The organism is Aeromicrobium sp. YIM 150415 (genome assembly GCF_016918125.1).
GTDB classification, from domain to species: domain Bacteria; phylum Actinomycetota; class Actinomycetes; order Propionibacteriales; family Nocardioidaceae; genus Aeromicrobium; species Aeromicrobium piscarium.
This window is the reverse complement of sequence record NZ_JAERWM010000007.1, coordinates 15,616-28,416: the sequence shown is the minus strand read 5'-3', so window position 1 is coordinate 28,416 and position 12,801 is coordinate 15,616. Positions and strand designations below refer to the sequence as shown.

General features: G+C 68.4%; 13 protein-coding genes. 5 read left to right on the top strand and 8 right to left on the bottom strand.

The genetic code is table 11. The features are described from left to right. The gene (locus JL108_RS05125; RefSeq protein ID WP_185972947.1) at positions 1-564 is read right to left on the bottom strand and encodes an O-methyltransferase; all 564 of its coding nucleotides are present in this window, start codon (positions 562-564) and stop codon (positions 1-3) included. A 498-nt stretch (positions 565-1,062) separates the two neighbouring features. On the opposite strand from JL108_RS05125, the gene JL108_RS05120 reads away from it, so the two are divergent. The 3 genes from JL108_RS05120 (at position 1,063) to aspA (ending at position 4,803) form a co-directional block, all read left to right on the top strand. Continuing rightward, entirely contained in the window at positions 1,063-2,118 is a 1,056-nt protein-coding gene (locus tag JL108_RS05120) for a 3-isopropylmalate dehydrogenase (protein WP_205197374.1), read from the top strand. Positions 2,119-2,160: 42 nt separating this feature from the next. Continuing rightward, on the top strand, positions 2,161-3,255 hold the full coding sequence (locus JL108_RS05115) for a branched-chain amino acid aminotransferase (protein ID WP_205197373.1): 1,095 nt from the start codon (positions 2,161-2,163) through the stop codon (positions 3,253-3,255). Positions 3,256-3,360: 105 nt separating this feature from the next. Continuing rightward, complete coding sequence (gene aspA / locus JL108_RS05110; RefSeq protein WP_205197372.1) at positions 3,361-4,803, top strand: aspartate ammonia-lyase; 1,443 nt, start codon at positions 3,361-3,363, stop codon at positions 4,801-4,803. A gap of 87 nt (positions 4,804-4,890) precedes the next feature. Here the strand turns inward: aspA and JL108_RS05105 are convergent, their stop codons facing one another. Next, positions 4,891-5,580 (bottom strand): hypothetical protein, encoded by a 690-nt coding sequence (locus tag JL108_RS05105; RefSeq protein WP_205197371.1) that lies wholly within the window; start codon positions 5,578-5,580, stop codon positions 4,891-4,893. Between the two features lie 150 nt (positions 5,581-5,730). On the opposite strand from JL108_RS05105, the gene cimA reads away from it, so the two are divergent. Together cimA and JL108_RS05095 are read left to right on the top strand one after the other, a co-directional pair. After that, positions 5,731-7,353, top strand: a complete 1,623-nt coding sequence (gene cimA / locus JL108_RS05100; protein ID WP_240190683.1) for a citramalate synthase — start codon at positions 5,731-5,733, stop codon at positions 7,351-7,353. Then, the gene (locus JL108_RS05095) at positions 7,350-8,168 is read left to right on the top strand and encodes a hypothetical protein (protein ID WP_205197370.1); all 819 of its coding nucleotides are present in this window, start codon (positions 7,350-7,352) and stop codon (positions 8,166-8,168) included. The genes cimA and JL108_RS05095 overlap by 4 nt, the downstream gene beginning before the upstream one ends. Before the next feature lie 156 nt (positions 8,169-8,324). Here JL108_RS05095 and JL108_RS05090 read toward each other — a convergent pair whose 3' ends face one another. From JL108_RS05090 to JL108_RS05065, 6 genes are read right to left on the bottom strand one after another with little or no spacing between them, the layout of a single operon-like run. Continuing rightward, the gene (locus tag JL108_RS05090; protein ID WP_205197369.1) at positions 8,325-8,768 is read right to left on the bottom strand and encodes a GNAT family N-acetyltransferase; all 444 of its coding nucleotides are present in this window, start codon (positions 8,766-8,768) and stop codon (positions 8,325-8,327) included. Next, a complete protein-coding gene (locus tag JL108_RS05085) occupies positions 8,765-9,646 on the bottom strand; it encodes a 3-methyladenine DNA glycosylase (RefSeq protein WP_205197368.1) in 882 nt (293 codons plus the stop codon). The genes JL108_RS05090 and JL108_RS05085 overlap by 4 nt, the downstream gene beginning before the upstream one ends. Continuing rightward, complete coding sequence (locus JL108_RS05080; RefSeq protein WP_205197367.1) at positions 9,625-10,026, bottom strand: Fur family transcriptional regulator; 402 nt, start codon at positions 10,024-10,026, stop codon at positions 9,625-9,627. The genes JL108_RS05085 and JL108_RS05080 overlap by 22 nt, the downstream gene beginning before the upstream one ends. A 10-nt stretch (positions 10,027-10,036) precedes the next feature. Then, a complete protein-coding gene (locus tag JL108_RS05075; RefSeq protein ID WP_205197366.1) occupies positions 10,037-10,858 on the bottom strand; it encodes a metal ABC transporter permease in 822 nt (273 codons plus the stop codon). Next, positions 10,855-11,616, bottom strand: coding sequence for a metal ABC transporter ATP-binding protein (locus JL108_RS05070; protein WP_143911598.1), 762 nt, complete (start codon positions 11,614-11,616; stop codon positions 10,855-10,857). The genes JL108_RS05075 and JL108_RS05070 overlap by 4 nt, the downstream gene beginning before the upstream one ends. After that, the gene (locus tag JL108_RS05065) at positions 11,613-12,641 is read right to left on the bottom strand and encodes a metal ABC transporter substrate-binding protein (protein WP_205197365.1); all 1,029 of its coding nucleotides are present in this window, start codon (positions 12,639-12,641) and stop codon (positions 11,613-11,615) included. The genes JL108_RS05070 and JL108_RS05065 overlap by 4 nt, the downstream gene beginning before the upstream one ends. Positions 12,642-12,801: the final 160 nt, after the last annotated feature.

Genomic DNA, 12,801 nt, shown 5'->3' with positions numbered 1-12,801 from the left:
TCAGCGGCGGGTGGCGATGATGAGGCTCGCGTCGGGGTCGATGAGCATCTCGACGGCGGCGAAACGCTCGTCGGTAAGCCATTGCTCGCGGATGGAGTCGACCTGCCCATCGACGATGGGAGGCCAGAAGGAGGACGGCACGAAGTCATCGAGCACGGCGATGCCGCCGGCCTCCAGCATGTCGGCGAGGACGTCGATATCGGCCATGACATCGCGGACGTCGACGAACAGCAGAGAGAACGGCGTGAACTCCTCCAGCGCCGACCAGTCACCGGCGAGGACCCGGACGTTCTCGGCGTCGCCGAAGATCTCCTGGACGTCCTCGGCGAGATCGGGATCGAGCTCGGCGCTGACGATCGAAGCCTCCTTCGGCGCACCGCTGTGCAGCCAAGCCGAGCCCACACCGCATCCGGTACCCAGCTCCGCCAGGGTTCCGCTGCGGGAGGCCGCGAGCGCGGCGAGGAGGCGTCCGGTCTCGTGGCGCGTGGACGTGATGAACCCCCGTCGCCGGGACAGGTCCAGGGTCCGGGCGACGAGATCGGGGACATCGGTGGGTGCGCTCACTCGCTCAGTGTGGCACGGACACCGCATCTGTCCGCCGGAGCGGACCGGCTCGTGAGACACGCGGCACAGTGTCTCGCGAAATGCTTCACAAAGCCGAACGTGACAGTTAGAGTGTGAACATGCGGAAGCAGCTCGTACTCATCGCTTGCCGCGGCAGGACCTCTTAGGGCCACACCTGCCGCGGAGTTTCGGCGTTGGCCCGGCGACTCCGCAGCAGATGTCCTGACCATGACCTGGTCTCCTCCTCTGTCAGAGCTCGACCACCTTCGAGCATGTGGCCTGGCGAGTCGCCGGATCGATCCGGATCCCGCTGACTCCCAGCACCCATCCACTCTCTTCGAAGGACACGTCATCATGAACCAGCCATTGATCGAATGGGGACCGGCTCACCTGCGCGACGAGGACGTCGCCGAGGTCAATGACCGCCCCGACGATAACTGATCACCAGGTGAGATACCGGTTTCACATCATGAGACCGGCTCCCGTAGGATCACGCCCATGACCACGTTCTCGCTCGCTGTCGTGCCCGGCGACGGCATCGGCCCCGAAGTCACTGCCCAAGCACTGCGCGTGCTCGACGTCATCGCCGAGCACCACGATGTCGCCTTCACCTCGACCGAGTACGACCTCGGCGCGCGGCGGTGGCATGCGACGGGCGAGACCTTGCCCGATGCGGTGCTGCAGGAGATCCGTCAGCACGACGCCATCCTGCTGGGTGCGGTCGGCGATCCATCGGTGCCGTCGGGCGTCCTCGAGCGCGGTCTGCTGCTCCGGCTGCGTTTCGAGCTCGACCACTACGTCAACCTGCGGCCGAGCAAGCTGTTCCCCGGTGTGCCCACGCCCCTGGGCGATCCGGGCGAGATCGACTTCATCGTCGTCCGCGAGGGCACCGAGGGTCCGTATGTCGGCAACGGCGGAGCGATCCGCGTCGGCACGCCGCAGGAGGTCGCCACCGAGGTCAGCCTCAACACGGCCTTCGGCGTCGAACGGGTCGTCCGCGATGCCTTCGAGCGCGCCCAGGCGCGCCCGCGCAAGAAGCTCACGCTCGTGCACAAGAACAACGTGCTCGTGCATGCCGGTCATCTCTGGTCGCGCACCGTCGAGAAGGTCGCCGCCGAGTACCCCGAGATCACGGTGGACTACCTCCACGTCGATGCCGCCACGATCTTCCTCACCACCGATCCCGGGCGCTTCGACGTCATCGTCACCGACAACCTCTTCGGCGACATCCTGACCGATCTGGCCGCTGCCGTCACCGGTGGCATCGGCCTCGCGGCCAGCGGTAACGTCAACCCCGATCGCACGGCTCCCAGCATGTTCGAGCCCGTCCACGGCTCGGCCCCCGATATCGCGGGCCAGGGCAAGGCCGACCCCACGGCGGCGATCCTCTCGGCGGCGCTCCTGCTGGACCACCTCGGCCTGCCCGAGGCGGCGGCAGCCGTGACGGCCGCGGTCGAGGCCGATATCGCCGAGCGCAGTGGCACTCGCGGCACCGAGGAGGTGGGAGAGGCCATCGCGTCACGCGTGGCCGCAGCGGTATCGGTGGTCGCCTGACCCCGTACCGTTCGACCACCAGAAAGCAGTACCGTGACCTCTATGACCTCGCCCACGTTCGTCCCCCGCATCGAGCTCTCCGATCACGCGCGCGGGGAAGCCGAACGTGTCGGCATCCTTGCCAACCCCGGATTCGGCAACCACTTCACCGATCACATGTTCCTGGCCGAGTGGACCCCGGCCGAGGACTGGCACGACCCCCGCGTCGTGCCCTACGGGCCCTTGCAGCTCGATCCCGCCACCGCCGTCCTGCACTACGCCCAGGAGATCTTCGAAGGTCTCAAGGCCTACAGCCACGCCGACGGGTCGGTGTGGCTGTTCCGCCCCGAGGCCAATGGCGAGCGCCTCCAACGGTCGGCGCACCGGCTCGCGCTGCCCGAGCTCCCGCTCGACTGGTTCCTCGGCTCGATCCGCGCGTTGGTCGAGACCGATCGCGCATGGGTGCCGTCGGGAGAGGAGAAGAGCCTCTACCTGCGTCCGTTCATGTTCGCCTCGGAGGTCTTCCTCGGGGTGCGGCCCAGCCAGCACGTCACCTACTCGGTGATCGCCTCGCCGGCGGGCGCCTACTTCACCGGAGGCATCAAGCCCGTCTCGATCTGGCTCTCCGAGGAGTTCAGCCGCGCCGGCGTGGGCGGAACCGGCGCCGCCAAGTGCGGTGGCAACTATGCCGCCAGCCTCTTGCCCCAGCAGGAGGCCGCCGCCCACGGATGCGCTCAGGTCGCCTTCCTCGATGCCGTCGAACATCGCTGGATCGAGGAGCTCGGCGGCATGAACCTGTACTTCGTGCACGCCGATGGTTCGATCGTCACCCCGGAGCTGAACGGCTCGATCCTCGAGGGCGTGACCCGCGACTCGATCCTGCAGCTCGCCCGCGACCTCGGGCACGAGGTCGTCGAGCGCAAGGTCAGCATCGACGAATGGCGTGAGGGCGTCGCCGACGGCACGATCACCGAGGTCTTCGCCTGCGGCACCGCCGCGGTCATCACCCCCGTGGGCACCCTGAAGTGGAACGGCGGCGAGGTCACCTCCGGGGACGGCGAACTCGGCAAGGTGACGGGGGCGATCCGCCAGGCCCTGGTGGATATCCAGTACGGCCGCGCCCGCGACGAGCACGGCTGGATGACCCGTCTGATCTGATCGCGGGCGCCGCGGTGGCCCTTCTGCGGGACGGTCGCCGCGGTGCCGCGGACACGCCTCTGGTTACCCGCCAGTCGGCCACGTCCGGGTGGTTGGATGGAGGTCATGGATTCCTCCACGCGCAGCGAGCACGATCTCATCGGTGACCGCGAGGTGCCGGCCGACGTCTACTGGGGAGTGCACACACTTCGTGCGCTGGAGAACTTCCCGATCACGGGCATTCCGATCGAGGGCAGTCCCTATCTGGTGGAGGCGCTCGTCGGCGTCAAGCAGGCGGCCGCGACGGCCAATCATGAGCTCGGACTGCTCGACGACGAGCGATTCGGGGCGATCCGCGATGCCTGTGAGCAGATCAGGGCCGGCGCGCTGCACGACCATTTCATCGTCGACGTCATCCAGGGCGGGGCCGGCACCTCGACCAATATGAACGCCAACGAGGTGATCGCCAATCTGGCACTCGAGAACCTCGGCCATCCCAAGGGCGACTACACGCGCCTGCATCCCAACGAGCACGTCAATCTGAGCCAGTCGACCAACGACGTCTACCCGACCGCGATCAAGATCGCGATCATCATGGCCACGAAGTCGCTGCTGGAGGCGATGGCCGTGCTCGAGGAGTCATTCGCCCGCAAGGCCGATGAGTTCCACGACGTGCTCAAGATGGGACGGACCCAGCTTCAGGACGCGGTACCCATGACCCTGGGGCAGGAGTTCCGCACCTACAGCCTGATGATCGGCGAGGACCGGGCTCGGCTCGGTGAGGCGGTCATGCTGCTGCACGAGATCAACCTCGGCGCCACCGCGATCGGCACGCAGCTCAATGCCCCGGCGGGCTATGTCCAGTCCGCGTGCACGCACCTGGCCGAGATCACCGACCTGCCGCTCGTGCCAGCCGTGGATCTCATCGAGGCCACACAGGACTGCGGCGCCTTCGTCCAGCTGTCGGGGACGCTGAAGCGCGTGGCCGTCAAGCTGTCCAAGATCTGCAACGACCTGCGGCTGCTCTCGTCGGGACCGCGCGCGGGCCTGAACGAGATCAATCTGCCCGCCGTCCAGGCCGGGTCGAGCATCATGCCGGGCAAGGTCAACCCGGTGATCCCCGAGGTGGTCAACCAGGTCGCCTTCCAGATCATCGGGCACGATGTCACGGTGTCGATGGCGGCCGAGGCCGGACAGCTCCAGCTGAACGCCTTCGAGCCGGTCATCTGCTACTCGCTGTCGGCCGGGCTCTCACGGCTGCGCGAGGCGATCCTGGTGCTCGCATCGCGCTGTGTCGACGGCATCACCGCCAACCGCGAGCTGCTGCGCTCGGAGGTCGCGAACTCCATCGGGCTCGTGACCGCGCTCAACCCGTACATCGGCTATGCGGCGGCCACCGAGGTCGCCAAGGAGGCCCTTGCGACCGGCCGGGGGGTGGCGGAGCTGATCCTCGAACGCGAGCTGCTCCCCGCTGCGACGCTCGACGAGATCCTGCGCCCGGAGTCGCTGGCGAACCTCGCCCCACGCCCCGAGCCGCCGCACGTCACCGACGACATCAGCACCGTCTGATCTCACAGCCCCGGTGGCGGTAGCTGGTCAACGTTATGAGGTGCCGGTGAGGTTGATGGCCTACCGCCACAGCCTGAGGAGCGCCAGTCAGGCGAAGAGGAGCGCCGGGTCGTCGAGGAGGGTGACGTCGAGCTCGTGCGCGATGTCGTCGTAGCCGATCTCGATCCGGATCCGGCGCTCGGTGCCGATCTCGGCGGCCTGCGGATCGCCCAGTCCGAAGGCGATATCGCGCAATGTGATGACCGCCGGCCCGACCGGGTCCATCTGCGGCCACTCGTCGAGGAGACGATGGGTGAGCCCGCTGGTGACCGCGCCGCACATCGCCGGATCGGCGCCGTCGGGCACCGTGACGCACAGTTCGGGCAGGCCGAAGGACTCCAGTCCCCGGCTGCCGATCACGCCGCGGTCGGCGACCTCGTAGTGCACCATGACCCAGGCATCGGAGTACGCGAGGCTCAGCTCTCCCGAGGGAGGTTCCACCAGCCGCGGAATGGCGAGATCGACCACGACCCCGTCGTTCTCCGCAGCCAGCGCCAGCGCGGCCGCGCGGGTGCGCAGATGGGTCTCGCCCGCATCGGCCAGCGGTACCGAGCGCAGCAGCACGTGCGCGTGCTCGCGTTCGCGCCACATCGCCAGCAGCTGCTCATTGGTGCCGTTGCGTCGTAGGAGGGGCTCAAGGCCGGTCGGCAAGGGATCGTCGCGCTCGAACGGCGAGGTCGTGACGACGGCATACATGACGTCGACCTGTCCGGGGCGTGGGACTGCTGTGGTGCTCATCGTCGCGCCAGTCTATGCTGGTGCCCGTGACCAACGTCTCGATCATCATCGCCTAGCGCGTCGACACCACCCCGTCGACGCGCCGCCTCCCGTATCGGGGGGCTTTTTTGTTGGCCGCGCACCAGTCAGAAGCGAAGGACCGAAGGAACGATGAGCAGCAGCGACACCCCGGCGCACGGCACCATGGCCCGCGCGGACTTCCACGTGTACGACACGACGATGCGCGACGGCGCCCAGCAGGAGGGGCTCAACCTCTCCGTGCAGGACAAGCTGACGATCGCGCAGCACCTCGACGACCTGGGGGTGGGGTACATCGAGGGAGGTTGGCCCGGATCGAATCCCAAGGACACCGAGTTCTTCGCTCTCGCCGCCAAGGAGCTCGATCTCGAGCACGCGACGCTCGCGGCCTTCGGTGCCACGCGGCGCGCGGGCGTCGCCGCCGCGGATGATCCGCTGGTAGCGGCCCTGCGCGATAGCGGCGCCTCGGTGGTCACCCTCGTCGCCAAGAGCCACGACAAGCATGTCGAGCTCGCGCTGCGCACCACGCTGGAGGAGAACCTCGCCATGGTGCGCGACACCGTGGAGCACCTGCGTCGCGAAGGGCAGCGCGTGTTCCTGGACTGCGAACACTTCTTCAACGGCTTCCTGGACAACAAGGCATACGCCCTGGAGGTCGTCCGCACGGCGACCGAGGCCGGCGCCGAGGTCGCGGTCCTGTGCGATACCAACGGCGGCATGCTGCCGCACTGGGTCGGCGACATCGTCGCCGAGGTCAAGGAGACGACTGGGGCGCGCCTCGGCATCCACGCCCACAACGACACCGGTTGTGCCGTGGCGAACTCGTTGGCTGCCGTGCGCGCGGGTGCGACCCACCTACAGGGCTGCATCAACGGGTACGGCGAGCGCACCGGCAATGCCGACCTCATCACCAGCGTCGCCAACCTCGAGTTCAAGCTCGGCATGTCGGTCATGCCCGAGGGGGCGCTGCGCGACGCGACCCGGATCGCCCACGCGATCAGCGAGATCACCAACTACCCGCCATCGGCCCGACAGCCGTACACGGGAGTCTCGGCTTTCGCGCACAAGGCGGGTCTGCACGCCAGCGCCATCCGCGTCGACCCCGATCTCTATCAGCACATGGACCCCGCGCTCGTCGGCAACGACATGCGCCTGCTCGTCTCGGAGATGGCGGGCCGCGCCACCATCGAGCTGAAGGGGCGCGAGCTGGGCTTCGACCTCTCCGGGGACGCGGAGACCCTCTCGCGCGTGACCGACCGGGTCAAGCGCATGGAGCAGGAGGGCTACACCTTCGAGGCGGCCGACGCCTCCTTCGAACTGTTGCTCATGGAGGAGGTCGAGGGGGGCCGCCCGAGCTACTTCGATGTCGAGTCCTGGCGGGTCATCGCCGAGTCGGCCGGGGCCGGCGAGGCCCTCGCGGAGGCGACCGTCAAGCTGCGGGCGGGCGGTCACCGTCTCGCGGTCATCGGCGAGGGTAACGGTCCCGTCAACGCGCTCGACCACGCGCTGCGCCAGGCGATCGAGCAGGTATACCCCGATGTGGCGCGTTTCCATCTCACCGACTTCCGTGTCCGCATCCTCGATCAGGGGCACGGGACCGATGCGATCACCCGGGTGCTCATCGACACGACCGACGGGGTGGCCACGTGGGTCACGGTCGGTGTCGGCGCCAATATGGTCGAGGCCTCCTGGAAGGCGCTCGTCGACGCCGTCACGTACGGACTGCGACGACACGAGGTGGCGCCGCTGCGATGAGGATCCGCCCGACCCTCGGCCTGCTGACGGTGCTGTTGCTGCTCATCGGCGGCACCGGCATCTATCTGGTCGATCGCCATCAGAAGAACGAGGCGGTCGATCGAGCGGAGGCCGAGGCAGCGCGCCTGAACGGTGCCCTGGATTCCTTCCAGATCGAGCTCACCGAGCGGTTGAGCACGGTCGATCTGCAGGCCGAGCCCCACCACGGGATCGAGTTGGCCGAAGATCTGCGTGCGGGACTCCCCGCTGCGCAGGACGTTCCCGAGTACGGCAGTGACCGCTCTGCGGACTTCCGCGACGCCCTGCAGCGCCGGGCGGCGTTGCAGGAACGACTCGACGTCGCCGCGGATGTCGTCGAGGAATGGGCGGTGGGTGCGCCTTTCGTGGCCGCTGCGCAGGAGGCCCTCGATGCCGACCTGCCTCAGCGGGTGGTCGGTGGACCGGTGGCCAGTGGCGCGCCGGTTCGCGATGAGCTGATTCCGCTCATGAATCAGACGCGGGCGGATTTCGACGCTGTCGAGGTGCCGCCAGGCCAGGAGAAGCTCGCGGCGGGGGTCGACGCCGCCTTGCAGCACGTGATCGACGAAGCCACCGCGGCTGCCACCGAGCTCGACGCCGGGCGCAGCGCATCGTTCACCTACGGTACTCAGTACCGCGACGCGCTCCAGCCGATCATCGAGTACGAGGCTTCGTTGCGTCAGCGGATCGAGTCGGCTCTCGCCGCGCTGGCGCTGCCTTCGGCGGAGCAGGGTGACGCCGCTCCTGAGCAGGTCCCGGTCGAACCGGCCTCGTTCCCCTCCACCATCGGGCGGTGAGTTACGCACCCCTCGTTGTCGTGGGCGGTGAGTTGCGCACCTCTCGTTGTCGTGGGCGGTGAGTTGCGCACCTCTCAACATTCGTGAGAGGTGCCTACCGGACCGCCAGCAGGCTCGAGGGGTGCGTAACTCACCGCTCCCGCCGGCGCCAGGGGGTCAGGAGCCTAGGCGGATCATCGGCACGTGGGGGATGCCGGCCTCGACGTAGCCGTCGCCGGATCGTTCGTAGCCGAAGGAGCCGTACCACTCTTCCAGATAGGCCTGCGCGCCGATGCGGATCTCCTCGGCGCCCCAGCGATCGTGGACGCAGCGCAGTAGCCTGCTGGAGAGCCCTCGGCCCCGGGCGTCCTTGCGCGTCGCGACCCGGCCGATCCGACGCGTACCGTCGCCGGTGACATAGGTGCGCAGGTAGCTGGTCAGACCGTCCGCATCAGCGCACCACAGATGAGTGGTCGTGGGCAGTAGGTCGATGCCGTCGACATCGGGCTCGTCGCACTGCTGCTCGACGGCGAACACCGCGTCGCGGATCTGCCAGATCGCGTAGACGTCGCGGGCGGTGAGGTCATCGCCGTCCTTCGCCACCGGGTCGTCGTCGGTCATGCCGCGTCCTCCTGTGCGTTCTCGATGAGGCGATGCGTCGCCCGCAACAGCCGCTCGCGCAGCGGCTCGGCCCGAGCGGCGACGTCACGTTGCCGCCGGACGTACTCCGCCTTGCCCTCCGCCGTCTCGACCGCGATCGGATCGAAGCCGTGGGCGCGGAGATCATAGGGCGAGGCGCGCATATCGACCTCGCGGATCTCGGCGGCCAGCTCGAAGGCATCGGCGACGGTGTCCGAGTCGAGGAAAGGCAGCATCCGGAACGCGATGCGGTACAGATCCATGTTCGCGTGCAAGCAGCCGGGTTGCTCCAGCTCGAGTTGGTTGTCGCGCGTGGGCGCCGGTCGATTGAGGGGGCGTGCGTCGGCGGTGTAGAAGCGGTAGGCGTCGGCGTGGGTGCATGCCAGACGGTGGGACTCCACGACCGCGTCTGTCGCCGAAGGTCCGAGCCGCAGGCGGGCGGCATGGCGCCGCTCGGCGGGCTGGCGATACACCATGGCCCATTCGTGCAGGCCGAAGCAGCCCCAGCGCGCCGGACGCTCGGCGGTACGCGACAGCAGTTCACGCGTCCAGGTCAATCCCGGCAACCGGGCCGGGAGCCGTGACAGATCTGCGGTCACGGTGCGATCGTCGAGGCGGGCGTACGATGCGAGCCGGGCGTATTCGGGTGCCTCGGCCAGGGCGTGGCCCAGACCAGGATGCCAGCGCTCGAGGCCACCGGGGGAGAGGTTGTAGTACTCGAAGAGGAAGTCCCACACGGGATGCTTCTCGCCGAGCTCACGGCGCCTTACGCGCTCTCGTGTCCAGGGCTCGACGCGTGCGCGGTGCTCCTCCGCCCGCGCGGACCACTCGGTTCGGCTCAGGACGCGCAGTCGGCGCATGTGCCGAAGATCTCCAGAGTGTGCTCGACGTTGCGGAAACCGTGCTTCTCGGCGGTCGCATCCGCCCACCGCTCGACGGCTGGCCCCTCCACTTCGACGGTGCGTCCGCAGTGGCGGCAGACCAGGTGGTGGTGATGCCCCGAGGAGCAACGGCGGTAGAGCGTCTCGCCGTCGTCATTGCGCAGGGCATCGAGGAGGTCGGCATCGGCGAGCGCCTGCAGGTTGCGGTAGACCGTCGACAGGCCGACGGACTCGCCTCGTTGTTTCAAGATGTCGTGGATCTGCTGAGCGCTGGCGAAACCCTCGAGGTCGGCCATGACCGATTGGACAGCGCGACGCTGCCGAGTGTTGCGCTGGGGGGTCTCGCTGGTGGTGCTCATCGCAGCCAGTCTACGGGGCCGAACGTCGCAACGACACGACCCCGCGAGTCACGGCCGCCACCGCGAACACCGCGAGGGCCAACATGACGATCGTCGGGCCGGGCTGCGTGTCGATCTCGTAGCTCGCCACGACCCCGCCGACGGCGGCGAGGAGGCCGAGCACCATCGCGACCAGATGCGTGCTCCGGAACGAGCGAGTCAGCTGCTGTGCCGCTGCGACGGGCACGACCATCAATGCGGACACGAGGAGGAGTCCGACGGTGCGCATCGCGACCGTGATGGTGACGGCCGCCAGCACGGCGATGAGCATGGTGTAGAGCCGCACCGGCACACCGCTCACGCGCGCGTGATCCTCGTCCTGGCAGACCGCGAACAGCTGCGGTGACAACCCGATCGAGAGCAGGACCACGACGAGCCCCAGGATCGCGACCGTGACCAGATCGGCCGCGTCGATCGTGGTGATCGAGCCGAACAGGAAGGAGTTGAGCGTCGATGCCGACTCTCCGGCCAGGTTGACCAGCATGACGCCACCGGCGATGCCTCCGTAGAAGAGCATCGCGAGCGCGACGTCCCCGCTGGTCTTGGCGTAGGTGCGCAACAGTTCGATCGCCACCGCCCCGAGCACCGCGACCGCCACGGCCGTCAGCGTCGGGGCGACATTGGTCAAGAGGCCGAGCGCCACACCGGTCAGCGCGACGTGGCCGAGCCCGTCGCCGAGCAGGGCGAGACGCCGCTGCACGATATAGGTGCCGACCGCCGGTGCCGCGAGCCCGGTGACGATGGCGGCGATGAGCGCGTAGCGCATGAAGTCGTAGGCGAGCAGATCGGTCATCCGAGCGGACCCTCCTCGGGAACCGGGCGGACCCGCTCGGGCGCACCGATATGGGGATGGTCGTGCGCGTGGTCGTGCCTGACGCCGTCGACCGGGCCCTCGTAGGAGACTCGTCCCGCGTCGATCACGACCGCACGGTCCACGAGCGCACGCATGGGGCCGAGCTCGTGTGCCACCATGAGCACCGCCATGCCGTGGTCATCGACGAGGTGGCCGATGAGCGAAGCCAGTACAGAGGCGCTCTCGGCGTCGACTCCGGCGGTGGGCTCGTCCATGACCAGCAGTTGCGGATCGCCGACCAGCGCCCGCGCGATATAGGCGCGCTGCTGCTGACCACCGGAGAGCTCGGTGATCGGCTGGTCCGCCTTCGCGCCCAGCCGGACGTGGGAGATGGCCTCATCGACCGCGGCCCGGTCCGACCGGGAGGCGAAGCCGAGCAGGGGGCGATGGGCGAGGCGTCCGCTCGTGACGACTTCGCGCACGGTCGCGGGCACTCCGCTCGAGCTGCCGGGCCGTTGAGGGACGTATCCCAAGCGCCAGCGGTCGCGGAAACGTGCGAGCGGTGTGCCGAACAGCTCGATCGAGCCGCGCGCCGGGATGAGTCCGACGAGGGCGCGGACCAGGGTGGACTTGCCCGAGCCGTTCGCGCCGAGCAGCGTCACGAACTCACCGGTGCCGACCGTGAGGTCGACGCCGCGGACGACGGGACCGCCCGCGAGGTCGACTTCGACCCCGCGGGCGGTGAGCGGTGATGTCATCGGCAGGTGTTGGCCTCTTGCAGTGCGGCGAGGTTGTCTCGCATGAGCGACAGGTAATCGGCATCGGCGGTCTCGTCGGTGAGGCCCTCGATCGGGTCTAGCGTAGCCGTCCGTGCCCCGGTCTCGCGGGCGATGGTCTCGGCGAGGGCGGGGGACACCAGCGTCTCGGTGAAGATCGTGGTGATGCCCTCTTCCTGGACCAGGTCGGTGATCTCGGCGAGCTGCGCCGACGAGGGCTCGGTGCCCGGGTCGATGCCGGCGATCGGCACCTGGGTGAGGTCGTAGGCGTGCGCGAGGTAGGAGAACGCGGCGTGGCTGGTGACGAACTCGCGGCGCTCGCACTGCGCCAGACCGTTCTCGAACTCCTCGTCGAGGGTCGTGAGGTCCCCGACGAGCTCGTCGGCATTGGCTCGGTACGTGTCGGCATTGTCCGGATCGGCGTCGCTCAGGGCATCGGCGATCGCGGTGGCCGCGGGCTCCAGGTTGGCGGGATCGAGCCACAGGTGCGGATCGACACCGCCGTGATCGTGGTCGTGGCCGTCCTCCTCGTGGGCCTGGTCCTCCTCGTGGCCTTCCTCGCCGTGGTCGTGGTCGTCGTGCCCTTCTTCCTCGTGGGCATGGTCGTCGTGCCCTTCTTCCTCGTGGGCATGGTCGTGGCCGTCGTCGGACTCCTCCAGGAGCTCGACGCCCTCGGCCAGGTCGACCGTGGTGCCGGCATCCCGGTCGGCCTGCTCGACCGCCTGGTCGACCGCCGCCTGGAAGTGCTCGAGGTACACCAGGACGTCGGCATCGCGCAGCTCGCCGATCTGGCGTGCGGTGAGCTCGAGGTCGTGGGCCTCCACGCCCGGTGAGGTGAGGGTGGAGACCTCGACGAGATCGCCGCCGACACGTTCGGCGAGATATTGCGCGGGATAGAACGACGCGACGACGGACACGCCGTCGTCACCGGAGTCGTCGGTGCCGCCGCATGCCGCGAGGGTCAGTGCGGATGCGGTGAGCAGGACGGGAAGGGCAGACCTGTGCATGGGAACCATTCTCATAAGTCGCCGGAATGGTTGTCAAATCAGGGTGACCTGAGTGATGGCGGTCACCTGGGTTCTGCCATCCAGGAGGAAGTCTCGGGTGGGCGCCCGGCAATCGTCCGGGCCGAGTAGGCTGAGGCGACCCTGGGCGCAGAGCGTTACG

Coding starts and splice junctions, on each gene's coding strand:
- aspA (WP_205197372.1), top strand. CDS start 3,361: ATGGATTCCTCCACGCGCAGCGAGCACGATCTCATCGGTGACCGCGAG.
- cimA (WP_240190683.1), top strand. CDS start 5,731: ATGAGCAGCAGCGACACCCCGGCGCACGGCACCATGGCCCGCGCGGAC.
- JL108_RS05090 (WP_205197369.1), bottom strand. CDS start 8,768: ATGACCGACGACGACCCGGTGGCGAAGGACGGCGATGACCTCACCGCC.
- JL108_RS05075 (WP_205197366.1), bottom strand. CDS start 10,858: ATGACCGATCTGCTCGCCTACGACTTCATGCGCTACGCGCTCATCGCC.
- JL108_RS05120 (WP_205197374.1), top strand. CDS start 1,063: ATGACCACGTTCTCGCTCGCTGTCGTGCCCGGCGACGGCATCGGCCCC.
- JL108_RS05065 (WP_205197365.1), bottom strand. CDS start 12,641: ATGCACAGGTCTGCCCTTCCCGTCCTGCTCACCGCATCCGCACTGACC.
- JL108_RS05070 (WP_143911598.1), bottom strand. CDS start 11,616: ATGACATCACCGCTCACCGCCCGCGGGGTCGAAGTCGACCTCGCGGGC.
- JL108_RS05105 (WP_205197371.1), bottom strand. CDS start 5,580: ATGAGCACCACAGCAGTCCCACGCCCCGGACAGGTCGACGTCATGTAT.
- JL108_RS05085 (WP_205197368.1), bottom strand. CDS start 9,646: ATGCGCCGACTGCGCGTCCTGAGCCGAACCGAGTGGTCCGCGCGGGCG.
- JL108_RS05080 (WP_205197367.1), bottom strand. CDS start 10,026: ATGAGCACCACCAGCGAGACCCCCCAGCGCAACACTCGGCAGCGTCGC.
- JL108_RS05095 (WP_205197370.1), top strand. CDS start 7,350: ATGAGGATCCGCCCGACCCTCGGCCTGCTGACGGTGCTGTTGCTGCTC.
- JL108_RS05115 (WP_205197373.1), top strand. CDS start 2,161: ATGACCTCGCCCACGTTCGTCCCCCGCATCGAGCTCTCCGATCACGCG.